Source organism: Rhodopseudomonas palustris, from assembly GCF_034479375.1.
GTDB lineage: Bacteria > Pseudomonadota > Alphaproteobacteria > Rhizobiales > Xanthobacteraceae > Rhodopseudomonas > Rhodopseudomonas palustris_M.
In genome coordinates this window covers 4,343,265-4,369,361 of sequence record NZ_CP140155.1, presented here as the reverse complement: position 1 = coordinate 4,369,361, position 26,097 = coordinate 4,343,265, and the positions used below count along the sequence as shown (strand labels likewise).

General features: G+C 67.8%; 27 protein-coding genes. 16 read left to right on the top strand and 11 right to left on the bottom strand.

Annotation, left to right across the window (positions count from 1 at the left end):
- Position 1: 1 nt before the first annotated feature.
- Positions 2-790, bottom strand: coding sequence for a sulfite exporter TauE/SafE family protein (locus tag SR870_RS19740; protein ID WP_322515208.1), 789 nt, complete (start codon positions 788-790; stop codon positions 2-4).
- A gap of 8 nt (positions 791-798) precedes the next feature.
- A complete protein-coding gene (locus SR870_RS19735; RefSeq protein WP_322515207.1) occupies positions 799-2,310 on the bottom strand; it encodes an aldehyde dehydrogenase family protein in 1,512 nt (503 codons plus the stop codon).
- Between the two features lie 248 nt (positions 2,311-2,558).
- Here SR870_RS19735 and SR870_RS19730 point away from each other — a divergent pair, with 248 nt between their 5' ends.
- Positions 2,559-2,978 carry a nuclear transport factor 2 family protein gene (locus SR870_RS19730; protein ID WP_322515206.1) on the top strand — a complete coding sequence of 140 codons (420 nt, stop codon included), beginning with the start codon at positions 2,559-2,561 and terminating at the stop codon, positions 2,976-2,978.
- Entirely contained in the window at positions 2,978-4,372 is a 1,395-nt protein-coding gene (locus SR870_RS19725; protein WP_322515205.1) for an FAD-binding oxidoreductase, read from the top strand. Before SR870_RS19730 ends, SR870_RS19725 begins: the two co-directional genes overlap by 1 nt.
- A 150-nt stretch (positions 4,373-4,522) precedes the next feature.
- Here the strand turns inward: SR870_RS19725 and SR870_RS19720 are convergent, their stop codons facing one another.
- A complete protein-coding gene (locus SR870_RS19720) occupies positions 4,523-5,425 on the bottom strand; it encodes a LysR family transcriptional regulator (RefSeq protein WP_322515204.1) in 903 nt (300 codons plus the stop codon).
- Between the two features lie 168 nt (positions 5,426-5,593).
- Here SR870_RS19720 and SR870_RS19715 point away from each other — a divergent pair, with 168 nt between their 5' ends.
- The 13 genes from SR870_RS19715 to SR870_RS19655 all read left to right on the top strand — a co-directional run bounded on the left by SR870_RS19715 (position 5,594) and on the right by SR870_RS19655 (position 18,095).
- Complete coding sequence (locus tag SR870_RS19715; protein WP_322515203.1) at positions 5,594-6,814, top strand: amino acid ABC transporter substrate-binding protein; 1,221 nt, start codon at positions 5,594-5,596, stop codon at positions 6,812-6,814.
- 198 nt (positions 6,815-7,012) lie between these two features.
- Positions 7,013-7,879 (top strand): branched-chain amino acid ABC transporter permease, encoded by an 867-nt coding sequence (locus SR870_RS19710; RefSeq protein WP_322515202.1) that lies wholly within the window; start codon positions 7,013-7,015, stop codon positions 7,877-7,879.
- Positions 7,876-8,811 carry a branched-chain amino acid ABC transporter permease gene (locus tag SR870_RS19705; protein WP_322515201.1) on the top strand — a complete coding sequence of 312 codons (936 nt, stop codon included), beginning with the start codon at positions 7,876-7,878 and terminating at the stop codon, positions 8,809-8,811. The genes SR870_RS19710 and SR870_RS19705 overlap by 4 nt, the downstream gene beginning before the upstream one ends.
- Complete coding sequence (locus SR870_RS19700) at positions 8,804-9,553, top strand: ABC transporter ATP-binding protein (protein WP_322515200.1); 750 nt, start codon at positions 8,804-8,806, stop codon at positions 9,551-9,553. The genes SR870_RS19705 and SR870_RS19700 overlap by 8 nt, the downstream gene beginning before the upstream one ends.
- Entirely contained in the window at positions 9,546-10,277 is a 732-nt protein-coding gene (locus SR870_RS19695) for an ABC transporter ATP-binding protein (protein WP_322515199.1), read from the top strand. The genes SR870_RS19700 and SR870_RS19695 overlap by 8 nt, the downstream gene beginning before the upstream one ends.
- Positions 10,278-10,313: 36 nt before the next feature.
- Complete coding sequence (locus tag SR870_RS19690; RefSeq protein WP_322515198.1) at positions 10,314-11,063, top strand: hypothetical protein; 750 nt, start codon at positions 10,314-10,316, stop codon at positions 11,061-11,063.
- Positions 11,063-11,881 (top strand): aspartate dehydrogenase, encoded by an 819-nt coding sequence (locus tag SR870_RS19685; RefSeq protein ID WP_322515197.1) that lies wholly within the window; start codon positions 11,063-11,065, stop codon positions 11,879-11,881. Before SR870_RS19690 ends, SR870_RS19685 begins: the two co-directional genes overlap by 1 nt.
- Before the next feature lie 282 nt (positions 11,882-12,163).
- Entirely contained in the window at positions 12,164-15,040 is a 2,877-nt protein-coding gene (locus SR870_RS19680) for a monovalent cation/H+ antiporter subunit A (protein WP_322515196.1), read from the top strand.
- The gene (locus SR870_RS19675; RefSeq protein ID WP_322515195.1) at positions 15,041-15,403 is read left to right on the top strand and encodes a Na(+)/H(+) antiporter subunit C; all 363 of its coding nucleotides are present in this window, start codon (positions 15,041-15,043) and stop codon (positions 15,401-15,403) included.
- Positions 15,400-16,935, top strand: coding sequence for a monovalent cation/H+ antiporter subunit D (locus SR870_RS19670; RefSeq protein ID WP_322515194.1), 1,536 nt, complete (start codon positions 15,400-15,402; stop codon positions 16,933-16,935). Before SR870_RS19675 ends, SR870_RS19670 begins: the two co-directional genes overlap by 4 nt.
- Positions 16,932-17,420 carry a Na+/H+ antiporter subunit E gene (locus SR870_RS19665; RefSeq protein ID WP_322515193.1) on the top strand — a complete coding sequence of 163 codons (489 nt, stop codon included), beginning with the start codon at positions 16,932-16,934 and terminating at the stop codon, positions 17,418-17,420. The genes SR870_RS19670 and SR870_RS19665 overlap by 4 nt, the downstream gene beginning before the upstream one ends.
- Positions 17,417-17,686 (top strand): K+/H+ antiporter subunit F, encoded by a 270-nt coding sequence (locus SR870_RS19660; RefSeq protein WP_322515192.1) that lies wholly within the window; start codon positions 17,417-17,419, stop codon positions 17,684-17,686. The genes SR870_RS19665 and SR870_RS19660 overlap by 4 nt, the downstream gene beginning before the upstream one ends.
- A 7-nt stretch (positions 17,687-17,693) precedes the next feature.
- Complete coding sequence (locus SR870_RS19655) at positions 17,694-18,095, top strand: Na+/H+ antiporter subunit G (protein WP_322518321.1); 402 nt, start codon at positions 17,694-17,696, stop codon at positions 18,093-18,095.
- Between the two features lie 193 nt (positions 18,096-18,288).
- Here SR870_RS19655 and SR870_RS19650 read toward each other — a convergent pair whose 3' ends face one another.
- Genes SR870_RS19650 through coxB form a run of 3 tightly spaced genes read right to left on the bottom strand, consistent with a single transcriptional unit; the run spans position 18,289 to position 21,867 of the window.
- Positions 18,289-18,642 (bottom strand): hypothetical protein, encoded by a 354-nt coding sequence (locus SR870_RS19650; RefSeq protein ID WP_322515191.1) that lies wholly within the window; start codon positions 18,640-18,642, stop codon positions 18,289-18,291.
- 4 nt (positions 18,643-18,646) lie between these two features.
- Complete coding sequence (gene ctaD, locus SR870_RS19645) at positions 18,647-21,172, bottom strand: cytochrome c oxidase subunit I (RefSeq protein ID WP_322515190.1); 2,526 nt, start codon at positions 21,170-21,172, stop codon at positions 18,647-18,649.
- Complete coding sequence (coxB, locus tag SR870_RS19640; protein ID WP_322515189.1) at positions 21,169-21,867, bottom strand: cytochrome c oxidase subunit II; 699 nt, start codon at positions 21,865-21,867, stop codon at positions 21,169-21,171. Before coxB ends, ctaD begins: the two co-directional genes overlap by 4 nt.
- Positions 21,868-21,888: 21 nt before the next feature.
- Between coxB and SR870_RS19635 the strand changes: the two genes are divergently transcribed.
- Entirely contained in the window at positions 21,889-22,371 is a 483-nt protein-coding gene (locus SR870_RS19635; RefSeq protein ID WP_322515188.1) for a DUF2231 domain-containing protein, read from the top strand.
- Here the strand turns inward: SR870_RS19635 and SR870_RS19630 are convergent.
- The 5 genes from SR870_RS19630 to SR870_RS19610 form a co-directional block, all read right to left on the bottom strand.
- Complete coding sequence (locus tag SR870_RS19630) at positions 22,335-22,829, bottom strand: CopD family protein (RefSeq protein WP_322515187.1); 495 nt, start codon at positions 22,827-22,829, stop codon at positions 22,335-22,337. The genes SR870_RS19635 and SR870_RS19630 overlap by 37 nt on opposite strands.
- Positions 22,826-23,584, bottom strand: coding sequence for a cytochrome c oxidase assembly protein (locus SR870_RS19625; protein WP_322515186.1), 759 nt, complete (start codon positions 23,582-23,584; stop codon positions 22,826-22,828). Before SR870_RS19625 ends, SR870_RS19630 begins: the two co-directional genes overlap by 4 nt.
- A 226-nt stretch (positions 23,585-23,810) precedes the next feature.
- The gene (locus SR870_RS19620) at positions 23,811-24,671 is read right to left on the bottom strand and encodes a formate/nitrite transporter family protein (RefSeq protein ID WP_322515185.1); all 861 of its coding nucleotides are present in this window, start codon (positions 24,669-24,671) and stop codon (positions 23,811-23,813) included.
- 508 nt (positions 24,672-25,179) lie between these two features.
- Complete coding sequence (gene hutX / locus SR870_RS19615) at positions 25,180-25,707, bottom strand: heme utilization cystosolic carrier protein HutX (protein ID WP_322515184.1); 528 nt, start codon at positions 25,705-25,707, stop codon at positions 25,180-25,182.
- Between the two features lie 36 nt (positions 25,708-25,743).
- Positions 25,744-26,079 (bottom strand): antibiotic biosynthesis monooxygenase, encoded by a 336-nt coding sequence (locus SR870_RS19610; RefSeq protein ID WP_322515183.1) that lies wholly within the window; start codon positions 26,077-26,079, stop codon positions 25,744-25,746.
- Positions 26,080-26,097: the final 18 nt, after the last annotated feature.

Here is a 26,097-nt window from a genome sequence, read left to right as displayed (position 1 = left end):
ACTACATCAGCTCGCTGATGCCCTTGGCGGCGCTGAGCAGGGCGACGCCGCCGAGGCTCGCAATCGACACCGTGCGATGCAGCGCCTCGGTGCCGCGGCGGAAGCCGTATTCGCCGATCCTGGTGCCGAGCAGCATCGCCGGGAACGACAGCGCCGCCAGCCAGAGAATGCCGCCATTGACCAGCCCGACCGCGGCGGTGCTGGCGAAGGCCGTGATCGAGGTCGCCAGAAAGAACACCAGCAGCGACGCGCGCGCAGCAGCCGCGCGGAACGGACCCGACATGTAGTACACCACCGCCGGCGGCCCCGGCATCGCGGCGAGGCCGTTGAACAGGCCGGCGGCCAGTCCGACCGCGGCTGTGGCCGGCCGCGACGGAATCTCCGCCAGCGCAAAGCCGCGGCTCAGGATCACCACGGCGACGGCGGTGATGGCGGCGATCGCAATTCGCGCGATGGGCGCCGGCGCGATGCTGAGCACCAGCGCGCCGATCGGCGAGCCGATCACCGCGCCGACGATCAGCCAGCGCAGCGACGGCCAGTGGCAGTCGCGGCCGGCGCGGCGGAAATCCGTCAGCCCGCCGAGCAATTGCAGCACCACCGCGATCGGCACCGCTTTCGCCGGCGCCATGAACAGGCCGAGCAGCGGCACCGCGGCGAGCGCGAAGCCGAAGCCGGTGAAGCCGCGCAGCAATGCAGCGGCGATCACCGCCGCGAGCGTCGCCGCGATCACGCCCGGCGTCGGCAGCGCGCCGAGAAAACTCGCCTGCGCCGCGGCGATCAGGTCCTGCATGGCAGCATTCACCGCATGTCGATGACGACGGTCTTCTTTTTGGTGAAGTGTTCGAGCATCGCTTCCAGCGACGCCTCCTTGCCGAGGCCGGATTTCTTGAACCCGCCGTAGCTGAGATTGGGCTGGATCGTCAAATTCTGGTTGACCTGGACGTAGCCGGCGTCGAGCCGCTGCACGGCGCGCAGCGCGGTGCGCAGGTCGTGGGTCCACACCGTGGCGGCGAGGCCGAAATCGCTGTCATTGGCGCGGGCGATGACGTCGTCCTCGTCGTCCCACGGCTGCACGCAGACCACCGGGCCGAAGATTTCCTCGCGCATCAGCGGGCTGTCCTCCGGCAGGCCGGTGACGATGGTCGGCTGCAGGAACAGGCCATCCTTGAGATGGCCGGCGCGCGGCAGCTCGCCGCAACGCGCGACCCGCGCGCCGGCGGTGCGTTCGCCGAGCGCCAGATAGGATTCGATCTTGGCCTTCTGCCGCTGCGAGATCACGGTGCCGATATCGGTCGCCTCGTCGAGCGGATCGCCGATCGTGAGCTTCGCCACCGCCTCCTGCAATGCGACGACGAACGCGTCGATCAGCGTCTTGTGCACATAGATACGGCTCGCCGCGGTGCAGCTCTGGCCCTGCCGGGTGAAGCGCATCCCGGCGATCGCGCCGGCGACGACCCGCGCCATGTCGGCGTCCGGATAGACGATCATCGGGCTCTTGCCGCCGAGCTCGAGGCTGACCGGAATGATTTTTCGCGCGGCGGTCTGGTAGATCAGCTCGCCCACGGCCTGCGAGCCGGTGAACGTCACCTTGGCGACCGCCGGATGCTCGACCAGCGCCGAGCCGCAATCGCGGCCGGTGCCGCAGATCACGTTGAGCACGCCGGCCGGCAGCAATTCGGCCATCAGCCGCGCCATCTCGATGGTGGCGAACGGCGCCTCTTCGGATGCCTTGACCACGACCGTGTTGCCGGCGACCAGCGCCGGGGCGATCTTCAGCATCATCAGCACCAGCGGCACGTTCCACGGCAGGATCGCGGCGACGACGCCGAGCGGCTCGCGGCTGGTATAGGTGAGGATCTGCGGATCGAACGGCAGCGTCTCGCCCTTCAGCTCGGAGGCGAGGCCGGCATACATCGTGACGATATCGATCGCGGTGGCGATCTCGCCGCGGCATTCGGTGCGGATTGCCTTGCCGGTTTCCAGCGCCAGCACCGCGGCCAGCACGCCCGACTTCGCCGCGATGTTTCGCGCGGCCTCGGCGATCAGTTTCCCGCGCTGCCGCGCCGGCGTCGCCGCCCAGCCCGGAAACGCCGCCGATGCGGCGTCGACGGCACGCGCGACGTCGTCCGTCGTCGCGGCAGGCGCTTCGCCCAGCACCGCGCCGGTGGCCGGATCGAGCACCTCGAGCGTGGCGCCATTGACGGCCGGAACCAGCGCGTTGCCGATCAGATGACGGCCGTGCAATTGGGTGGTCACATCCGAGACCTCGGACGCGATGGCGGGATCGATGCGGGTGGCGATGTTGATCATGCCGCCACCTTGGCGATTGTGTTTCGCGCGCGAAGGTCCAGCCGTAGCCAAGCCATTGGGCCAGTTTGCGGGGCCAGCTCGCCGCGCCGGTTGGGCCGGTTCGGCGTCGCGGCGATTCTGGCCGCAGACGTCACGGCCATCTGGTTCTAAACCGCCCTCAGCCGTCATGGCACCGTCAGATCGAAGCTGCCGGCCGATCCGCGCCATCATCACGGAGACGCTCGCGCGCCCACCATGATGGAAGCTCCATGTCTGATCCTGCTGTGTCCGATCTCGATGCCCTGCGACTGCGCAAGCTGGAACTAGTGTTCGAGGCCTTCAATCGCCACGACGGTGCCGGGGTGATGTCGGCGATGACCGACGACATCGTGTTCGATGCCGCGGCCGGTCCCGACGCCTGCGGCCGCCGCATCGTCGGCACCGAAGCGGTCCGCGCCGCGTTCGAAGGCACCTTCGCGACCTTCCCCGACGTGAGCTGGGAATGCACCCGCCACGCCGTGTTCGGCGATCGCGGCATCTCCGAATGGATTTTTCGCGCGACCGCAAAGGATGGGTCGCGGATCGAGGCCGAGGGCGTCGACCTGTTCGGTTTTCGCGGCGAGCTGATCTGCAGCAAGAGCGCGTTCCGCAAGGACCGGCCGGCGCTGCCCGCCAAGGGAGCCGCGTGATGAACCGGCCGCTGAAGACGCCGCCGCTCGCGGCCTACGATCCGCATTACGATCCGCTGGTCAGCGACGGCCCCGGCCGCAACCGCGACTACGCGCCGACCTATTGGCAGGCCACGGCCGGCACGCTGCCGGACGACGACGGCCCGATCAGTCGCGACCTCGACGCCGACGTCGCGATCGTCGGCTCCGGCTACACCGGGCTGGCCTGCGCGATCTTTCTCGCGCGCGAACATGGTATCAAGCCCGTCGTGCTGGAAGCCAATCGCGTCGCCTGGGGGTGCAGCACCCGCAACGGCGGCCAGGGCCAGAACGCCGCCGGCCGGCTGACCCGGTCGCAATGGATCGCGCGCTGGGGCGTCGACGTCGCCAAGCAGCTCCACGCCGAAATCCGCGACGGCTTCGAGACGTTCGAGGAGCTGATCCGGCAGAGCCCGATCGATTGCGAGCCGCAACGCGGCGGCCATTTGTATATCGCGCACCGCCAGCGCCAGTTCGACAAGATCGCCGCCGAAGCCGAGGTGCTGCGCGACGTATTCGGCGAGAACACCAGCGTGGTCAGCGCCGATCGCTTGCGCAGCGACTACGTCAATGAAGCCGAGGCCGTCGGCGCCGTGCTGGAGCCGCTCGGCACCGGGGTGCATCCGGCCAGGCTCGCCTTCGGCTATCAGCAGATGGCGCGCGATCTCGGCGTCAAAATCCATCCGGCGAGCCCGGTCGCCGAGATCCAGTCCCGCGACGGCGCGATGTATCTGCGCACGCCGGGCGGCACGGTGCGGGCCCGCGCGGTCGGCATCGCCACCGGCGCCTACACGGCGCCCGGTCTGACCCCGGCGCTGCGCGGCCGCTGCATGCCGATCCTGTCGAACTCGATCGTGACGCGGCCGCTGACCGCGGCCGAACTCGACGCCACCGGCTTCAGAACCAAGCTGGTGCTGACCGACACGCGGACGCTGCGCTACTACTACCGCCTGCTGCCGGACAACCGCATCCAGATCGGCAGCCGTTCCTCGATCACCGGCGCCGACGCCGATCATCCGAAGCATCTCCAGCTCCTGATCGACGGCCTGCATCGCAAATTCCCGGCGCTGCAGGGCATCGAGATCGACTATTCGTGGTGGGGCTGGGTCGACGTCAGCCACGACATGATGCCGCGGATCTTCCAGCCCGACCCGCAGAACAAATTGTTCTACGCGCTCGGCTATGGCGGCAACGGCGTGTCCTATTCGGCGCAGGCCGGCCGCCGCATGGCGCAGATGATCGCCGGCCAGCACTTCAAGGGCCAGGACCTGCCGATCTTCACCTCGCCGCTGCCGACCCACACTTTCGAGCCGTTCCGCCGGCTCGGCCAGCGCATGCTGTATCGCTGGTATCACATGCGCGACGAGGCGGCGTAGCCGCTCGCTTCGTCGCTGAAAGTCGAGTTTCGCGCCGTCCTGACAACCCGTCATGGCCGGCCTTGTGCCGGCCATCCACGAACTGGGGCTCACGCCGCAAGGAAGACGTGGATGGCCGGGACGAGCCCGGCCATGACGTATGGGGGAGCATTACTCCCGCGCGCGCTTCATCCGCGCGATCAGCAGCTCGGCGACCATCCGGCACGACGGCGAGATGTTGCGGGTGGCGAGTTGCACCAGCGTCACCTGCGTCGCCTCCAGCCGCTTGTCGCGCAGCGGCACCGCCACCAGCCGCCCGGCCGTAATCGCCGGCATCGCGGTGTCGCGCGGCAGGAAGGTGGCGAGATCGGTGCGCGACGCCAGCATCTGCGCGAACGCCAGCGAATTGGTCTCGCTGCAGATCTCCAGCCGCACCTTGGCGTTGGCGCAGGCGCGGTCGATCTCCTGACGGATGCCGAACGACGGATCGGGAACGATCACGCGCAGACCCTCGAGATCCTTGACCGAGCAGGAGCAGCGATCCGCCATCGGATGATCGGGCGCGACGATCAGGCACAGCGACTGCCGCATCCGCGCCAGCTCGATCAGGTCGCGCCGCGGCGCCCGCCCGAACACCAGCCCGAGATCGACCTCGTTGCGCCCGACCATTTCGGCGACCGCGCGCGAGCCGACCACCGTGGTCGAGACGAAAATGCCCGGATAGTCGGCCGACAGCTCGACCAAAAAGTTCGACAGGAAATTCGCCAGCATGCCTTCGACGGTCGCGAACCGGATCTGGCCGCGGCGCATGGTCTCGAATTCCTGCACCTTGGCGCGAATGCCGTCGAGCAGGCTGCGATTGTCGACGGCGTAGCGATACACCAGCCGGCCGGCGTCGGTCAGCGTCATGCCGCGGGCGTTGCGCTCGAACAGCTTGACCGACAGTTCTTCCTCGATCGCCTGGATCTGCCGGCTGATCGCCGACGGCGCGATCCGCAGCGTCGCGGCGGCCTGCTTGATCGAGCCGGATTCCGTGACTTCGCGAAAATAGCGAATCGCCGCCGACTCGATCATCGCTGCAGGTTCCTTCGGTGGCCGGGTGGCTTCGGGGCTGCCGAAGATTCCGGCAGCGGCTGGCTAGCGGTCTAATTATTCGATCTGAGAACTCTAATTTCAATGCTTTTATTCGAATGGATGGTTTGGCAGAGTCGGCCCACCCAAGGCCGCCAAGGAGGACAACAGATGCTTCACTCGTGGGTTGCTCGCTGCGTACGCCTCTCGATCCCGCTCGGCATCGCCGCGCTGGCATCCGGAACCCAGATTTCCGCAGCGTCGGCCGACGACGTCATCAAGATCGGCGCGCCGCTGCCGATCACCGGCCCGCTGGCGCCGGAAGCCATCAAGCAGCAGCAAGGCTACAATCTGTGGGCCGAGCAGGCCAACAAGGCCGGCGGCATTTCGGTCGGCGGCAAGAAGTACAAGGTCGAGATCGTCTACACCGACTACCAGTCGAACACGCCGCGCGCCGTGCAGGCGACCGAGCAGCTCATCACCCAGAACAACGTCAACTTCGTGTTCTCGCCGTTCGGCTCCGGAGCCGCCAAGGCGGCCAGCACGGTGTCGGAAAAGCACAAGGTGCCGACGCTGGCGGCGACCGCCTCGTCGTCCCAGGTCTACGACCAGGGCTACAAATATCTGTTCGGCACATTCACCCCGAACGACACCCTGACGACGCCGCTGACCGAAATGATCAAGGCCAAGGTGCCGGAGGTCAAGAAGGTCGCGATCCTCGCCCGCAACGATCTGTTCCCGCTGGCGATCGCGCAGGAGATGGAGAAGTCGGCCAAGGCCAACGGCTTCGAGGTGGTGTATTTCGAGAAATACGCGATCGGGACGCTCGACCATTCCGCCACGCTGTCGTCGATCAAGGCGCAGTCGCCGCAATGGATCTTCGTCACCGGCTACACCAACGACCTGCTGCTGGTGCGCAAGCAGATGATCGACCAGCAGATGAAGGCCCCGGTGGTCTCGATGATCGCCGGTCCGGCCTATCAGGAGTTCATCGACGCGCTCGCCAAGGGCGCCGAGAACGTCTCGAGCGCCGCCTGGTGGCATCCGGCCGCGCGCTATGACGGCAAGGACATCTTCGGCTCCACCGCCAATTTCGTGAAGCTGTTCAAGGACAAGTACAACGCCGAACCGGACTACGCGCACGCCTCGGCGGCGCTGTGCGGCGCGCTGTTCCAGATCGCGATCGAGAAGGCCGGTTCGGTCGACCGCGACAAGGTGCGCGACGAACTCGCCAAGATGGACGTCGTCACCTTCTTCGGCCCGGTCAAGTTCGGCGCCAACGGCCAGATCAACTCGCTCGACCCGCCGGTCTTCCAGATCCAGGGCGGCAAGCCGGTGGTGCTGTTCCCGCAGGCGATCAAGCAGGGCGACCTGAAGATCGGTCTCGAGTAAGCCTCGCTGATTTCTCCCGACCTCTCCCCGTCATTGCGAGGAGCGAAGCGACGAAGCAATCCATGCCACGCATGGCGCCTCTGGATTGCTTCGCTACGCTCGCAATGACGGGGCAAAGGCCTCGTTCCGCCAACTGACGTTTCGCCCGACGCTGCGCCCTCGACATTCCTCGCCTCTCACCCAAGTGAAACCTCTCTCATGCAAGCCGTCCAGATCCTGATCAACGCGCTGGTGCTGGGCAGTCTTTACGCCTGCATCGCGATCGGGTTTTCGCTGGTGTGGGGCGTGCTCAACGTCATCAACCTGATCCACGGTTCGTTCATCGTGCTCGGCGCCTATCTGGCCTTCGGCCTGTACCAGTCGCTGCATCTGTCGCCGTGGTACGCGATCGTGGTCGCCGCGCCCGTGTTCTTCGTGTTCGGCTACATCGTGCAGCGGCTGATCCTCAACCGGGTCATCACCGCGCCGGTGCTGGTGACGCTGACGCTGACCTTCGGGCTCGATCTGATCCTGAACAACGCGATGATCTATTTCTTCACCGCCGACTATCGCCGCCTGACGCTGATCCCGCCGCTCGGCTCGGTATCGTTCGAGGGCGTGGTGGTGCCGGTCGACCGGCTGATCGCGACCGCGACCGCGCTGGCGCTGACCGGCCTGCTGTATCTGCTGCTGCGCCGCTCCAGGGTCGGCCGCGCCATCGTCGCGGTGCGGCTCGATCGCGACGCCGCGGTGCTGATGGGCGTCCATGTGCCCTCGATCTACGCGGTCGCGTTCGGTCTCGGCGCGGCGCTGGCCGGCTGCGCCGGCGTGCTGATGGCGCTGATCTTCCCGATCTCGCCGCTGACCTCGACGGCCTATCTCGGCAAGGCCTTCGTGGTCTGCGTGCTCGGCGGGCTCGGCAGCGTGTCCGGCGCGCTGGCCGGCGGCATGCTGCTGGCGCTGGTCGAAAGCGTCGGCTCCGCCTTCTTCGGCCCGGCGCACGCCACCACGCTGTCGTTCCTGCTGTTGATCATCTTCCTGATCCTGCGCCCGCAGGGCCTGGTCGGCCGAAAGGGCTTCGAATGAGCCGCAGCAATATCGCCCTTCTGGTTCTCATCGCCTGCGTCGCGGCTCTGCCGCTGTTCGGCGGCGCCTATGCGCTGCGGCTCGGCACCATCGCCTGCATGTATGCGGTGCTGGCGCTGTCGTGGAACGTGGTCGGCGGCTTCGCCGGCTATCCGTCGTTCGCCACCGCGGCGTTCTTCGGCTTCGGCGCCTATTGCGGCGGCGTGCTGATGGGCAAGGGCTTCCCGCTGTGGGCGGCGGCGGCGGTCGCAGGTCTGCTGGCGCTGGTCTCCGCGGTGGCGCTCGGCGCGGTGCTGCTGCGGCTGCGCGGGCATTATTTCGCGATCGCCAGCCTGTCGCTCGCCGAGGTGCTGCGCGAGGTCGTCAACAACGCCACCGACCTCACCGGCGGCGGCATGGGGCTCAACATCCCGCTCGCCTCCGGCGCCGGCGTGATGGCGGAGGCGACGTTCTTCTTCTACGCGATGTGGGGCGTGATGCTGATCACCGCGCTGATGGTGATCGTGGTGGCGAACTCCAAGCTCGGCTTCGCGCTGAACTGCATCCGCCAGAACGAGACCGCCTCCAGCATGGTCGGCCTCAACACCACGCTGGCCAAGAGCATCGCGTTCGGCCTGTCGGCCTGCTTCGTCAGCGTCGCCGGCGGCATCTACGCCGCCTGGGTGCACTACATCGATCCGTCCGACGTGTTCGACATCCTGTATTCGGTCAAGCCGATCGTGATGGCGCTGATGGGCGGGCTCGGCTCGCCGCTCGGCGTCGCCTGCGGCGCCTTCATGTATCTCGGCCTCGAGGAAGTGGTGTGGCGCAACTACACCCACATCCACACCGGCGTGCTCGGCGTGCTGATCGTGATGCTGCTGCTGTTCCTGCCGCACGGCCTGAGCTCGCTGCGGTTCGACCGGCTGTGGCGGAGGACGAAGCATGTCTGAGCTGCTGCAACTCACCGGCGTCTCCCGGCACTTCTCCGGCCTGCAGGCGCTGCGCGACGTCTCGCTGTCGGTGTCGGGCGGCGAGGTGCTCGGCCTGATCGGGCCGAACGGCGCCGGCAAGACCACGCTGGTCAACACCATCTGCGGCGTCACGCCGGCGAATTCCGGCACCGTCAGCTTCGACGGCAGGGACATCACGAAGATCAAGACCTACCAGGCGGCCCGGCTCGGGCTCGCCCGCACCTTCCAGATCGTGCAGCCCTTCGCCGAATTCTCCGCGCTCGACAACGTCGCCGCCGCGGCGCTGTTCTCGCAGCCGGGCGCCAGCTTGAAATCGGCCCGCGAGGCGGCGCGCGAGCATCTGGCTTTCGTCGGGCTGGAGCCGCAGGCCGATCAGTCCGCCGCCACCCTGACGCTGGCGATGCGCAAGCGTCTGGAACTGGCCAAAGCGCTGGCGATGAAGCCGAAGCTGCTGTTTCTCGACGAGGTCAATGCCGGCCTCAACAGCGCCGAGGTCGAACGCGCCACCAAACTGATCCATCAGCTCGCCGCGAACGGCATCACCATCGTGATGATCGAACATCTGATGAAGGTGGTGCTGAACGTCTGCACCCGCATCGTCGTGCTGCACAACGGCCAGCTCATCGCCGACGGCGCGCCGCGCGAGGTGATCAGCAATCCCGCCGTGGTCGAGGCCTATCTCGGGCAGCAATACGCCAAACGGACCGCCCGCCATGGCTAGCGAACTGATCCTCGAAGCCAAAGGCCTCGACGCCGGCTACGGCGAAATCCAGGTGCTGTGGGGCATCGACCTCGCGGTGCGCCGCGGCGAGATCACCGCGCTGATCGGCTCCAACGGCGCCGGCAAGACCACGCTGATGCGCGCGCTATCCGGGCTGATCCCGGTCCGCGCCGGCCGATATCTCTCCGAGGGAGAGGACATCACCGGGAGCACGGCCGCGCAGATCCTGACCCACGGCATCGTCCACGTCCCGGAAGGCCGCCGGCTGTTCGGCGCGATGAGCGTCGAAGAGAATCTGCTGATGGGCGCTTACTTGCGCAGCGCCGGCCGCGCCGAGATCAAGCGCGACCTCGATCAGGTCTATGGCACGTTTCCGAAACTGCGCGAGCGCCGCAATCAGCAGGCCGCGACGCTGTCCGGCGGCGAACAGCAGATGTGCGCGATCGGCCGCGGCCTGATGAGCGCGCCGAAGCTGCTGATGATCGACGAATTGTCGCTCGGCCTGTCGCCGCTCCTGGTCGAGCAACTGGTCGATGCGCTGCGGGTGCTGAACGCCGGCGGCACCTCGATCCTTCTGGTCGAGCAGGACGTCACCATCGCGCTCGACCTCTGCCACCGCGCCTTCGTCATGGATATGGGCCGGATCGTGCGCGAGGGCTCGGGCGAGGATCTGCTCGCCGACCCGATCGTGCGCGACGCCTATCTGGGCGTGCTGCAGGACTGACACACCGAGTTTCACTGCCTGATCGAAAGAGGAATCATGATCGAGACCGTCGAAGCCCCGAACAGCGGCTATCGCTACATGCCGGGCGTCTTCCAATATTCCTGCGGCATCGCCGCGCTGCCCGGCTTCGCCATCGAGCGCGTGCGCTTCGCCGAGCCGGTGCCGCTGAAGCAGGGCTTCGCGAAGATCGCCGAAATCCTCGAGGCCGCCGGCCGGCCGCTGACCGCGTTCGGCGCCTGCGAACTGCGCTCGCCCGCGCCGTTCACCGAGGACGGCTTCAAGGCCTTCAACGAGATCTACATCCAGACGCTGGTCGACTGGGGCATCATGAAGGACGGCATCAACCCGATCGCGCGCAGCAACGTCTGTCCGCAGATCGATCCGCCGGCCGAGCCGAGCTTCTACGCCTTCTCCTACACGGTGCCGGCCGCCGACGCGCCGCCGTCCTTCGTGATTGCCGGCAGCGGCGAGGCGCCCGAGGGCAAGGGCAATTATCGCGAGCACACTGTGGCGCTCGGCGACACCAGCCCCGAGGGCCTGCGGAAGAAGGCGCAGTTCGTGCTCGGCGAGATGGAGCGGCGGATGAGCGCGTTCGGCGGCAGTTGGCGCGACATCACCGGAGCGCAGCTCTACACCGTGTACGACGTCCATCCGTTCCTGGAGAGCGAGCTCGGCAAGCGCGGCGTGTTCCGCCATGGCCTGACCTGGCACTTCAACCGCCCGCCGGTGGAAGGCCTCGACTACGAGATGGATTGCCGCTGCGTGCATCGCGAGCGCGTGGTCTGATGCGCAGCAGCCGGGCCCCGCAGCGCGTCGCCATTGCCGGGCTCGGCGCCATCGGCAAGGCGATCGCGCGTGAACTCGATCGCGGGCTCGACGGGCTGACGCTCGGCGCCGTCGCCAGCGGCGACCCGGAGAAGCATCGCGATTTCCTGGGGGGCCTGCGGGCGCCGCCGCAGGTCGTGCCGCTCGATCAGCTGCACGCTCATGCCGATCTGGTGATCGAGGCGGCCCCCGCCAAATTGCTGCGCGCGATCGTCGAGCCGTTCGTCAGCCGCGGCAAGACCGCGATCGTGCTCAGCGCCGCGGCGCTGCTGCAGAACGAGGACCTGATTGATCTGGCGAAGGCGAACGGCGGCCAGATCATCGTGCCGACCGGCGCGCTGATCGGGCTCGATGCCGTCACCGCCGCCGCGGTCGGGACGATTCATTCGGTGCGGATGATCACCCGCAAGCCGGTCGACGGACTGCGCGGCGCGCCGTTCATCGTCGACAACGGCATCGACATCGACGGGTTGGGCGAGCCGCTGAAGCTGTTCGAAGGCACCGCGCGCGAAGCCGGCAAGGGCTTTCCGGCCAATCTCAACGTCGCGGTCGCGCTGTCGCTGGCCGGTATCGGGCCGGACCGCACCATGGTGGAGATCTGGGCCGATCCCGGCGTCACCCGCAACACCCACCGCATCGAGGTCGATTCGGATTCGGCGCGGTTCTCGATGACGATCGAGAACGTGCCCTCCGACAATCCCCGCACCGGCCTGATCACGCCGCTGTCGGTGATCGCGCTGCTGCGCAAGCAGTCCGCCGCGCTGCGCGTCGGCACCTGAGACGGCAACGACCTCCCGGCGACCGGGCGACGGGCGCGCCGAAATGCCGCCTTCCCCTGCGAATTGCGGGAAGCGAAAATACCGCAACCTTACAGAAATGGTTGCCCGATTGAATTCATCCTGCTGCTTCGCGGTCCGTCTTCCGCTTGCCCCGCCATTTGCCGCTCTTGCATCCGCCGGCCAATCCTGCAAACCCTGTCAAGCATCTCCGCGGGCTGAGATTTCCGTGGTCGTAAATGCGCAGACCGGCGTCGGGGACAACGGCGTGCACGGATGGGGTCGATGCCGCTCGCACTGATTGCTCTGATACCACTGTTCGGCGCTGTCCTGCCCCTGGTTGCAATCCGGTCCGGGCGCAACGCCTGCACCTTCGTGACCGCTTCCGTCAGCCTGGTCTCGCTCGTGATCCTGCTCGCGAACGCGCCTGCGGTATTCGAGGGCGCGACGATCCGCTCAGGCACCGAATGGGTGCCGGCGCTCGGGCTGTCGTTCCGGTTCTTCCTCGACGGCCTCGGCCTGTTCTTCGCCACCCTGATCCTGGCGATCGGGCTGCTGGTGATCGTCTATTCCCGGTTCTATCTCGGCCGCGACGATCCGATGGGACGGTTCTTCGCGTTTCTGCTGCTGTTTCAGGGCGCGATGCTGGGCATCGTCATCAGCGACAATATCCTGCTGCTGGTGGTGTTCTGGGAATTGACCAGCCTCAGCTCGTTCCTGCTGATCGGCTACTGGAATCATCTGCCGGAAGGCCGCCAGGGCGCCCGGATGGCGCTGGTCGTCACCGGCGGCGGCGGGCTTTTGCTGATGGGCGGGATGCTGCTGCTCGGCCAGGCCGCCGGCTCCTATGAGCTGACCGAGATCCTGCAGCGAGGCGACGCGATCAAGGCGTCGCCGCTATACGTCCCGATCCTGCTGCTGGTGCTCGGCGCGGCATTCACCAAATCGGCGCAGTTTCCGTTTCACTTCTGGCTGCCGCACGCGATGGCGGCGCCGACACCGGTCTCGGCCTATCTGCACTCCGCCACCATGGTGAAGGCCGGCATCTTCCTGCTGGCGCGGCTGTGGCCGGTCTTGTCCGGCACCGAATGGTGGTTCGCGATCGTCGCCACCACCGGCCTGGTGACGATGCTGATCGGCGCCTGGATCGCGCTGTTCAAGGACGACCTCAAGGGCATCCTGGCGCACTCGACGGTGAGCCATCTCGGCCTGATGACGATGCTGCTCGGCTTCGGCACCCGCTTCGCCGTGATCGCCTGCATGTTTCACGTCCTCAACCACGCGACCTTCAAGGCCGCTCTGTTCATGAGCGCCGGCATCGTCGACCACGAGACCGGCACCCGCAGCCTGCGCAAGCTCGGCGGCCTGCTGCGGCCGATGCCGATCAGCGCCGTGCTGGCGCTGATCGCCGCGGCGTCGATGGCCGGCGTGCCGCTGTTCAACGGCTTCCTGTCCAAGGAAATGATGCTGGAGGCCGCGGCCGACACCGATGTGCTCGGCAGCGTCTGGCTGGTGCCGGCGGCGGCGACGCTCGGCGCGCTGCTGTCGGTGGCCTATTCGGTGCGGTTCGCGGTTTCGACCTATCTCGGAAAGCCCCGCGCCATGCTCGACGCCACGCCGCACGATCCGCCGTTCGGCATGTGGGCGCCGGTCGCGGCCCTGGTGATCCCGGTGGTGGCGATCGGGCTGGCGCCGCAGCTCCTCGCCGGCGCGGTGGTCGAGCGCACCGCGCAGGCCGTCGTCGGTGCCGCACCACTCGACTTTCAGCCGCTGGCGATCTGGCACGGCCTGACTTTGCCACTGGCGATGAGCGGCATCGCGTTGCTGGGCGGCCTGCTGCTGCTGATCGTCCACGCCCCGCTGGAGACCGTGCGCGGCTGGCTGCCGCGGCCCGACGCCAAGGCGATGTTCGACACGGTCATGGCGGCGGCGGTGCGCAGCGCGCGCTGGACCATCCGCCGGCTGCACAACGAATCGCTGCCGCGCTATCTGATGGTGATCACGCTGACGATCCTGGCGGTCGGCGCGGTCGGCTTCCTCGGCGGCCGGCACGAGGCCGGGCTGCGCGCGCTGCTGCCCGTCACCCTGCCGGCGGCGGTGGCGTGGATTCTGCTGGTCACCGCCAGCGTCGGGGTGATGATGTTCCACATCCACCGGCTGCTGACGCTGATCCTGAGCAGCGTCGTCGGGCTGATCGTGTCGCTCACCTTCATGCAGTTCTCGGCCCCGGATCTGGCGCTGACGCAGATCTCCGTCGAAGTCGTGACGGTGATCCTGCTGCTGCTGGCGCTCAACCTGCTGCCGAAGCTGACGCCGCCCGAGCCGAAATTCGGCCGCAAGCTGCGCAACAGCCTGATCGCCGGCTGCGGCGGGCTTTCGGCCGCGGCGCTGGCCTATGCGGTGATGACCCGCGACTTCAGTTCGATCTCGGCCTATCACCTCGCCGAATCCAAGCCCGGCGGCGGCGGCACCAATGTGGTCAACGTCATCCTGGTCGACTTCCGCGGCTTCGACACCTTCGGCGAGATCATCGTGCTGTGCATCGCCGCGCTGGTGATCTACGCGCTGCTGAGCAATGCGCTCGAAGGCGCGGCGGCGCGGCGGCTCGATTCGATGCGGCAGCACGTCGACTCCGCCGACGCGCATCCCTTGCTGCTGGTGGTCGCGGCGCGCGCGCTGCTGCCGCTGGCGATCACGGTCGGCGTCTACATCTTCCTGCGCGGCCACAACCAGCCCGGCGGCGGCTTCATCGCCGGCCTGGTGGTCGCCACCGCGATCATCATGCAGTTCATGGCGAGCGGCTACACCTGGTCGGCCGAGCAGCGTCGGATCGACGGCCACCGCCTGCTCGGCGCCGGGGTGCTGGCCGCCGCCGCCACCGGCATCGGCGCGTTCCTGTTCGGGCGGCCGTTCCTCACCAGCGCCTTCGTCTACGTGCCGGTGCCGCTGATCGGGAACGTCGAACTTGCGAGCGCGATCCTGTTCGACATCGGCGTCTTCCTCACCGTGGTCGGCACGGTGGTGCTGTCGCTGTCGCAGATCTCGCGGGTCGAGCGCCGCGCCAAGCGGTCGCCGGTGCCGCCCGGCCCGTCCGACATCCCGATCCTGCCCCGCTCCCCGATGCGGCCGCGGCCCGCAGCTCCCGCGGCTCAGGAGGGCTGAATGGAAATCCTGGTTGCGAGCGGCATCGGCGTATTGACCATGGTCGGCCTGTATCTGGTGCTGAGCCGGCACGCCTTTCCGGTGATCATCGGCACCACCTTCCTGTCCTATGCGGTGAACCTGTTCCTGTTCGCGATGGGGCGTCTTGCGATCGACAAGGCGCCGATCATCACCAAGGGCGTCACCGACTACGCCGATCCGCTGCCGCAGGCGCTGGTGCTGACCGCCATCGTGATCTCGTTCGGCATGACGGCGCTGGTGGTGGTGCTGGCGCTGCGCGGCTTCCTCGAGACCGGCACCGAGCGCGTCGAGAACGGCGAGCCGCGGCGCGACGCGCCCAAGCGCGAGGCGACGCGCCGATGAGCCACCTGATCATCGCCCCGATCGTCCTGCCCGCGGTCGCCGCCGCCTTCCTGGTGCTGGTGCTGCGGCACGATCTGGCCAGCCAGCGCATCGTCTCGGCGGGCGCGACGCTGGCGCTGCTCGCGGTCGCCGGCTGGCTCTATATGTCGGCGGCCGACGGCGCGCCGGCCTCCTATCAGCTCGGCGACTGGCGCGCCCCGTTCGGCATCGTGCTGGTGCTCGATCGCCTCGCGGCCACGATGGTGCTGCTGACGGCGCTGCTGGCGGTCGCGGTGCTGATCTACGCGTTGGCCGGCTGGGACGATCGCGGCCGGCATTTCCATCCGCTGTTCCAGTTTCAACTGATGGGCCTCAACGGCGCCTTCCTCACCGGCGACGTGTTCAACCTGTTCGTGTTCTTCGAGATCATGCTGATCGCCTCCTACGGCCTGATCCTGCATGGCGGCGGCGCGCGACGGCTGCGCTCGGGCTTCCATTATGTCGCGATCAATCTGGTCGGCTCGACGCTGTTCCTGTTCGCCGTCGGGCTGATCTATGCGGTGACCGGCACGCTCAACATGGCGGACCTCGCCGCCAGGGTGACGCAGATCGCGCCCGGCGACGAAGCCATCCTGCGCGTCGGCGCGCTGCTGCTGCTGCTGGTGTTCGCGCTCAAGGCCGCCTTGGTGCCGCTGCAATGGTGGCTGCCCTCGGCCTATGCGGCGGCGCCGGGGCCGGTGGCGGCGCTGTTCATGATGATGACCAAGGTCGGCGCCTATTCGATCGTCCGGGTCTACACCGTGGTGTTCGGCGCCGATGCCGGGCCGGTGGCGGACATCGCCGCGCCCTGGGTGGTGCCCGCCGCGCTGGCGACGCTGGCGCTCGGCGCGGTCGGCGTGCTGGCGAGCCCGACCTTGCTGGGGCTGGTCTGCTTCTCGATCGTCTGGTCGATGGGCTCGCTGCTGCTGGCGCTCGGCCTGTTCGACGCGAGCGGCCTGTCCGCCGGGCTGTACTATCTGCTGCACAGCACGCTGAGCGGCGCGGCGCTGTTCCTGCTCGCCGATCTGGTCGCTGCGCAGCGCGGCCGCCTTGCCGACCGGCTGGTGCCGGCGCCGCCCCTTCGCCATCCCAACCTGCTCGCTGGCCTGTTCTTCGTCGCGGCGATCGCCATGACCGGAATGCCGCCGCTGTCCGGCTTTCTCGGCAAGCTGCTGATCCTCGACGCGAGCTGGCGCGGCCCGCTGGCGGTGACGAGCTGGACGATCCTGCTCGGCACCAGCCTTCTGGTGATCGTCGGCTTCGCCCGCGCCGGCAGCACGCTGTTCTGGAAGGTCGCCGACCGTCCGCCGCAGCCGGTTGACCCCGCGCCGTCGATCGCGCTGCCGGTCGCGGTGATCGCCGGACTGCTCGGCGCAACTGCGCTGCTGTCGGTGTTCGCCGGCCCGATCACCCGCGAACTGGCGGCGACGGCGCAGCAGACGCTCGATATCAATGCCTATGTCCGCGCCGTGAACCCGGCCGCCCTGGCGCTGTCGCGGAGCGCTCCGCAATGACCAAAGTGCTGCCGCATCCGATCCTCAGCCTGGTGATCGCCGGCGTCTTCGTCGCGCTGATCAATACGTTCTCGCTCGGCAGCGTGGTGCTGGGGCTGGTGCTCGGGCTCGCGATCCCGTTGTTCACCAGCCCGTATTGGCCGACCCGACCCACCATCCGCAATCCGCTGAAGCTGATCGTGTATTTTGCGATCGTCGGCTGGGACATCGTCGTCTCCAACGTTCAGGTCGCCTATTGGGTGCTGTTCCGGCGGAGCGCGAGCCTGCAATCGCAATTCGTGGTCGTGCCGCTCGACCTCACCTCGCCCGAGGCCATCGCGCTGCTGGCGGCGACCATCACCATGACGCCGGGCACGGTCAGCGCCGATCTGGCCGCCGACGGCAGCGCCATTCTGGTGCATTGTCTGCACACCACCGATCCGGCCGGCACGGTCGAGCAGATCAAGACCCGCTACGAACGACGGCTGAAGGAGATCTTCGGATGATCGCAACAGCATGCCTCGTCGCCGTCGGCGTGATCAGCGTGTCGGTGCTGATGAACCTCTACCGGCTCGGCACCGGGCCGGACGTGCTCGACCGGATCCTCGCGCTCGATACGCTCGCGGTCAACGCCATCGGACTGATCGTGGTGATCGGCATCTGGTTCGACACCAGCCTGTATTTCGAGATCGCGCTGCTGTTCGCGGCCGTCGGATTCCTGTCGACGGTCGCGTTCTGCAAATATCTGCTGCGCGGCAATGTGATCGAATAGCATGACGATGGCCGGACTGAGCGAATTACTGGTGTCGTCGCTGATCCTGATCGGCGCGTTCTTCCTGTTCGTCGGATCGTTCGGTCTGGTGAAGCTGTCGGACGTCATGCGTCGTCTGCATGCGCCGACCAAATCCACCACGCTCGGCATCGGCTCGCTGCTGATCGCCTCGATGCTGTATTTCGCGCTGCTGCGGGACGCCCCGTCGCTGCACGAACTGATCATCTCGGTCTTCCTGTTTCTCACCGCGCCGATCGCCGCCCACATGATTTCCAAGGCCCACATCCTGCGCAACCGCGCGCTGCAGCAGCAACTGCCGGCACCGCCCGGCGAAGAAGGCTGGGCGACGCTCGACCCGCACGGCGTCGACGAAGCCAGGCCCACGGAGCCGGCGCAGCCGCCGCGGTAGTCGATCGGCAAAATCTTGCATCGCAACAAGTCCGACCTCATCCTGAGGAGCCCGGCGAAGCCGGGCGTCTCGAAGGATGCGGCGACGCACGCCCCCTGGCGCATGGTTCGAGACGGCGCTTCGCGCCTCCTCACCATGAGGTCTTGCCTGTGGCGAGCGTTTCAAAGAGCCAGTGGCGAGGGACTTTCCCTCCTCACAGACACGGCGACGCCGCAGGAATCACCAGCCCGGTCCACACCGTCGCGACCAGCGCGGCGGCGTTCGATCCGATCGCGACCCGGCGCGTGAAGGCGGCGGTGCCGTCGTCCGTCGTCCGAGGCAGCCGCCAGCAATGGATCAGGATGCCGGTCTGCACGACGAGGTGAACGCCCCAGATCGCAAGCAGGGCCGCGCGCTGCAGGTCGGTGTCGGCGATCACGATCCGCTGCCAGCCATAGGCGCAGCCGACCGACAGCGCGGCATAGAGCAGCGTGAAGGCCGAGGCCCAGACCACGAAGCCCGATGCGATCAGCAGCAGCGAGGCGGAACGGGCGGACGAACGCGTCATGCCGTCACCCCATCACCAGCGGCAGGCCGTAGACGATCAGCAGCGTCGCGATCCCGATCGCCGCCGTGAAATCGCTCCACAGCGCGCCGATCCGCAGATCGACCGTCCGCGTCTGCGACACATAGCCGGCGCGGCTGCGCCAGATGCCGAAGCCGGCGAACACCGCGGCCAGCGCGGCGTGCAGGCCGGCATAGATCAGGATGATCGTGGTCGCGGCGGCGTAGGCATGCTGGGTCGGCGGCGGCACCGCCAGGATGACGTCGGCGATGCCGAACAGTGCCACGATCTGCCCGAGCAGCGCGATCACCAGCGCCGCCTCGCGAAGACGTCCGCTGCGGACCACGCCGCGCAAGGTCGCGATCCGGCCGGCGATGAAGCCGGTCACGAGGCCGCCCGCGCTCAGCGCGACGCCCCACGGCGCCCAGCCGATCATCGACGGCGGCGGCCAGTTCGGCGCCACCACCCACAGAAACAGGATGCCGAAGGCGAGCGACGCGAAGGCGGTGGCGTCCGCCGCCAGCGTCAGCCCCATCGCCCATAGCGACGGCGGCGACCGCGCCTCGCTGTGCAGCACCGCCTCGGCGCCGTTGCCGATCGGCAGCGCGCCGCGATCGCGCCGTTCGCCCGACACCGGCGTCCAGGCCAGCAGCATCGCGACGATCGCCGGCAGCGCCAGCAGCGCGACCACGTAGAGCTTGAACAGCACCGCGACGAAGAACACGCCCGTCACCAGCGCGGTGAACAGCGGCAGCATGGTTTGGTTCGGCAGCCGCACGATCTGCTCGACCCGTCCCGACATCACATCGACGCCGAGCGTCTCCAGCCAGCCGTTGCGGACGAAGCCGAGATAGCCGCCGCCGCGCGCCAGATGGTTGCCGAGGTCCGGCCGCTCCTGCAGCGGCGCGCGCGTCGCGACGTCGGGCAACGACGCGAAGGCGTAGTTGGTCGGCGGCACGGCGATGGCCCATTCCAGCGTGCCGGCGCGCCACGGATTGCGCGCGCTGCGCTTGCCGTGCAGCCAATGCAACAGCACGTCGACGGTGAACAGCGCGAAGCCGATCGCCATCACGAAGCTGCCGACCGACGACACCAGATTCGGCCACTCCCATCCGGTCTCCGCGCCGTAGCCGTGGATCCGCCGCGGCATGCCGAGCAGGCCGGTCAGGTGCATCACCAGAAACGTCACGTTGAAACCGATGATGATCAGCCAGAACGCCGGCACGCCGAGGCTGTGGCGCGGCACCCGCCCGGTGAAATGCGGCAGCCAGTAATACGCCGCCGCCAGCATCGGAAACACGAAGCCGCCGACCAGCACGTAATGCAGATGCGCGACGACGAAATGGGTGTCGTGCACCTGCCAGTTGAACGGCACGATCGCCAGCATCACGCCGGTCAGGCCGCCGATCACGAACACCGAGAAGAACCCGAGCAGATACAGCATCGGCAGCTTGAGCTGCGGCCGCCCGGCCGCCAGCGTGCCGATCCAGGCGAAGATCTGCACCGCGGTCGGCACCGCCACCGCGGTGCTGGCCGACGAGAAGAACGCCAGCGCCAGATGCGGAATCCCGACCGTGAACATGTGGTGCACCCACAGCCCGAAGCTGAGGAACGCCAGCGCCACGACGCTGATCACGATCGCGCTGTAGCCGACGATCTCGCGCCGCGCCAGCACCGGCAGGATGGTCGAGACCATGCCGGCGGCCGGCAGGAAGATGATGTAGACCTCGGGATGGCCGAACAGCCAGAACAGATGCTGCCACAGCAGCGCGTCGCCGCCGCGGGTCGGGTCGAACAGCGGCAGGTCGAACGCACGCTCGACCTCGAGCAGGATCGAGCCGAGGATCAGCGGCGGAAAGCCGAACAGCATCATGAAGGCGGTGACCAGCAGATACCACGCCAAGAGCGGCATCTTGTCGAGCGACATCCCGGGCGCGCGCGTCTTCAGGATCGTGGCGATGATCTCGACCGCCGCCGACAGCGCCGAGATCTCGACGAAAGTGATGCCGATCAGCCAGATGTCGGAATTGATGCCGGGCGTGTAGGCCTTCGAGCTCAGCGGCGTGTACATGAACCAGCCGCCGTTCGGCGCCAGCCCGACCGCCATCGCGATCAGCAGCATCGAGCCGCCGAACAGATAGCACCAATAGCCATAGGCGCTGAGCCGCGGAAACGCCATGTCGCGCGCGCCGAGCAGCTTCGGCAGCAGGTACATCGCGAAGCCCTCGAACATCGGGATCGCGAACAGGAACATCATCACCGTGCCGTGCATGGTGAAGATCTGGTTGTAGATCTCCGGCCCGAGGAAGGCGCTGCGCGGCGTCGCGAGCTGCGCCCGGATCAGCATCGCCAGGATGCCGCCGATCCCGAAGAACACGAAGGCGGTGGCGATGAAGCGGCGGCCGACGATGGTGTGATTCACCGCCGCGAGCCGCCCCCATCCGCCCGGCGTGCCCCACACCGCGTCGAGCTGCTTGTGCAGGCGGATAGGGCTCGGCGCCGCAACGGTGTCGTTGGTGCGCTCGTCCATCATCGCTGCTCCTGCGGCAGCGCGCGCAGCCGGTCGTCGTAGTCACCGGCGTCGTGCGCGGTGACGCTGAAATCCATGATGGTGTGGCCGGTGCCGCAGAATTCGGCGCAGACGCCGCGATAGATGCCGGGCCGCGCCGCCGACAGCCGGATCAGATTGACGTGTCCCGGGATCGCGTCGATCTTGCCGCCGAGCCGCGGGATCCAGAAGCTGTGGATCACGTCGGCGCTGCTGACGCGCAGATCGACCGGCCGCCCGGCCGGGATGTGCAGTTCGTTCACCGAGATCCGCCCGCCGCCCTGCCCGGGATAGCGGAACGTCCATTGCCACTGCTTCGCCTCGACATCGACCCGCAGCGCGTCGGTCGCGGGATACGCGAGCAGCCGCTCGCCGGTCAGCAGCCCGTAGCCGAGCAGCGGCGTCAGTACCAACGCCGGCAGCACCAGCCCGCCACCGACCAGCCACAATTTCGGCGACGCCGTGCCGTCGCCGCGCCGGACGAAAGTCCACAGCAGCAGCCCCATCACCAGCACGAACAGCCCGACGGCGCCGATCAGCATCACCCACCACAATTCGGCGATCGCCGCCGCCGCCGGCCCGGCCGGATCGAGCGCCGACAAGGGTCCGCCGCAGCCGGCGAGCGGCAGACTACTCGCCGAGACGACGCCCGCGGTGAACCAAGCACGGCATCGGCGCATTAGGTCGACGCGAGGTGCATGATGCCGAAGACAATCATCGAAGAAATCCGCCAATACGACACCAATTCGATCGTGGCCCTCGCCGGCCATCCGATCCATGCGATGATGGTCTCGTTTCCGATCGCGCTGGTGATCTCGACGCTCGGCTGCGACATTTTCTACTGGTGGAGCGCCGATCCGTTCTGGGCGCGCGCCGGGCTGTGGGCGAGCGGCTTCGCATTCTGGTTCGGCGTCGCCGCTAGCCTCGCCGGCACCGCGGAGCTGCTGCTGGTCGAGGGTATCCGCAAGCGCGCGGCGAGTTGGATGCACGCCACCGCCGGCGTCATGCTGGTGTCGGTCGCCGGCGCCAATTGGGGATTGCGGCTGGTCGATCATCTGAACGTGCTGCCGGTCGGCCTGATGGTCTCGGCGCTCGGCACGGTGTTCGTCGGCATCGCGGGCTGGCACGGCGGCAAGCTGGTGTTCGATCACGGCGTCGGCCTGATGGTGTCGACGAAGGAGTGAAGCCCGCCGGGCTCGCGCATCCATGGCGGCACGAAGGCCAGATCGATCGGCGGTTTGGTCAGGATCAGCACCAGGATGACGCCGATCACCGCCAGCGTCGCGGTGGTCATCACCCAGCGCCGCCACGGCGCGTAGTTGCCTTCCGGTTCGAACAGATTGAGGATCAGGTACCCGGCCCGCATGTGGAAGATCACCAGCAGCCCGACGGCAAACAGCTTCAGCATCATCCAGGTGGTGAACGCCTCCCGCAGGAACAGCAGGATGGTGCCCGCCACCACCGCCACGAAGGCGGCCGGCGAGGTGACGGCGATATACAGCGTCCGGGTGAGTCGGTTGAGTTCGACCGCCGGGCCCGCGTCGAGCCGGCTGCGCTGGGCGAACAGGCCGGGCAGCACCAGCAGCCCGGCGCACCACACGATCAGCGCCAGAATATGGATCGCCTTCAGCCACGCGATCATCGCACCGCTTCATCGGCCGTGACCGGTCGATCGAGCCGGCTCGCCAGCAGCGCCAGCGCCGCCGCCAGATAGGGAATCGACGCCGGCACCCACATGATCAGCCCGGCGAGCTGCTGGTCCTGCAATGCGGTCAGCCCCCACGGCGCGGTGACGCCGAGATGCGCCTCGTACAGCGGCGTGCGGGCGAAGGTGATGACGGCGCCGAGCAGCCCCATCTGCACCACCTGGCCGAGCAGCAGCGCCAGCGTCGCGCCGAGCCGCGCGGCCGGCGCCAGCACCGCGCGCCACAGCCAGATCGCGCTGCCGAGCAGGCTCAGCTCCATCACCCAGAACATCGCCGGATCGGCCAGCGCGGCGGCGTAGGGCGCCGGCGCGTGCCACAGCCACAGCAGCACCATGTGCACGACGAACGCCGCCGCACCCGATGCGCCACTGGGGCTCGCCGGCGCCAGCCGACGCGGCAGCGACCACGCCAGCAGCGGCGCGGCCATCGCGACCAGCACGGCGTGATGAGCGACCCGCGCGGAGAACAGCGCCGAGGTCAGCGCGCACAGCGGCGACACGAAGATCATGAACAGCAGGGTCCATCCGGCGGCCGCCGCCAGGATGCGGCCTTGGGCGGCGGGTTCCCGCCGGAGCGCGCCGAGGTGCAGCGCAACGCCCCCCGCCAGCATCGCCAGCAGCACCGGATCGAAATTCCAGCGGCTCAGCAGTTCTGCGGGGAGCGGCGCAGCGCCGCAATAAGGATCGATCATTGTGCGTCTCCGAGCGATGTCTGCTGCCGGACAACGACGCTGCGGATGACCGTGAACGCCAGAACGCCGAGCCGCGCTGGACCAGCCCGGTCGCCAGCCCGGTCGCGATCATCGCGCCGGCCCCGCGAAAAGTCAGACGTGCCCGACCGGCAACGCGCAAAGGCCGTTCAGGATGCGACGCAGCATGGTGGCAAATGGTCACACGCAGGCCGGGCGGGCGCCTCAATCACGCCGGCGATTTGCGCAGATAGGCGACCGCATAGGCCGCCGCGATCACGAAGCCGCCGAGGATATTGCCGAACGTCACAGGAACGAGATTGCCCAAAACGCCCGCGATCGAGATCGCGCCGAATGTCTCCGGCGCAATCGCCGCCATCTCCCAGAACGGCGCGGTGGCGAAGGTCTTCACCATCCAGCCGTAAGGAAGGATGTACATGTTCGCCACCGAATGCTCGAGCCCCGCGGCGACGAAGGCGGCGATCGGGAACAGCACGGCGAACACCTTGTCGGTGGTGCTCCTTGCGCTGTAGCCGAGCCACACCGCGAGACACACCAGCATGTTGGCGAGGACGCCGCTGGCGAACGCGGTGCCGAAACTGCGAGCGCTCTTGACCTCCGCCAGTTCGAGCGCAGCCCGGCCGACGGCGCCGTCTCCCGCCAGATGCACCCCCGCGACCAAAGCAACGATCGCAATCAGCAGCGATCCGGCGAAATTGGTCAGATAGACCACACTCCAGGCGGTCAGCATCGGCTTCAGGGTGAGTCGCCGCGCCACCAGCAATCCGGCCATCAACGTATTGCCGGTGAACAGCTCGGCGCCGGCGACGATCACCAGCACCAGCCCCAGGGTGAACACCGATCCCGCCAGCACCTGGCTCGCGCCGTAGGGCCAACCATCCGCGCCGGCCAAGGCGACGGTCGCGAACAGGGCGCCGAACGCGATGTACCCGCCGGCCAGCAGGCCGAGCACGGACATCGTCCCGAGCGGCAGCGACGCCTTTTCCAGCAGGGCTTCGCTCACTTCTTCCGCCAGAGCCGGCGGCTTCGGGGCCACGAGAGCTTCGGCTTCGGTGCGGACTTTCGGCATTTCGGGCCTCGAATCGATGCGGGTTTGCCGCGCTCGCCGGACGCAACCAGCGCCCGGCGGAGGGCCAACGCCGGTGGCGCAACCGCGTTCCTGATCGGCAAACCGCGAGCGCGACCGCGCCCGCTGCAACGGCGGCGTTCCGCCGCCGCCCGCGACGTCGGCTGGAGCTGGACTGTCTCCGATGGAATCAGCACCGGCGTTGCGGGACGCGCACCACCGGCAAAATTTCATCGCGTGAGAGGCAAAACCTCATGGTGAGGAGGCGCGCAGCGCCGTCTCGAACCATGCGCCGCCGGCACTGCGTCGCCCCCATCCTTCGAGACGCCCGGCTTCGCCGGGCTCCTCAGGATGAGGGATCAGTGCATTCTGCAATCGCAATATCGCTTCACGCGATGGATGAAGCGCTGTTGCGGTCTTCGCCTGCTCGGATCGGTCCGCTTCCGACGCGGGGTTGCGGCTGCTGGAACCGGGACGCGGCCTTGCGGAGAGCGCGAGGCCACCGCGAGACCTAGCCGACGCGTCCCTTGCCGAAGCTCTCGGCGAGCGCCCTGAACCGCACCAATTGGTCGGCGCGTAGTTCGCGATTGGAATCGCGGCCGACGAACACCTTGAACATGATGCCGCCGCCCTGGTTGAGAAACGCCACGAAGGCGCTGGACTTGCCCATGAACGGCCGCTCGACGAAAGCGACGCCGCCGCAATTGTCGTGTTTCAGATGTCCGTGCAGGCCTTTCGGCTGCATCAGGTTGAAGTAACCGCGGCCGATCTCGCCGGCCGGCACCTCGCCGGTGAATTCGAAGATCGCATCCTCGGTGTGAACGATCAGCGTCACCTCGCCCCAGGTCGCGATGTCGGTCATCGCCGGGACGAAGCCGTCGCCGGGCCCGAGCCGCGCCATGCCGGGCGGCAGCGCCTCGATCACGTCGCGCGGCGACACCTTCCATTGCCGTGCCACATCCTCGATCACCGCGGCCGGATTCCCGGCCATATAGGCCCGAAGATCGGCGGGCTCCGACGTCACGACCGACGCGTCCATGTCTTGTCTCCGTTTCCGTTCAGGCGGCGTTTCCGTTCAGGCGGCCGCCGCCGATTTGCGCTCGGTGCGGATCACCTCGAAGCCCTCGAACCGCGGATGGCCGAGATAGATGCTTTCGCCGGTGTCGTTGCCGGCCCGCGCATGCGAGCGGCGGAATTGCTCCGACGTCGTCCAGGCCTCGAAAGCGGCCTTGTCGACCCAGGTGGTGTGGGTCGAATACAGCGTATGGTCGTCGCTCACGGGGCCCTTGAGGAGATGAAACTCGGTGAATCCCGGCATCTCGCCGAGATAGGATTCGCGCGCGCTCCAGATCGCCTCGAATTTGTGCTCCGCGCCGCGCTTCACCTGGAACCGGTTCATAGCAATGAACATGTCATCTCCCTGAGTTGA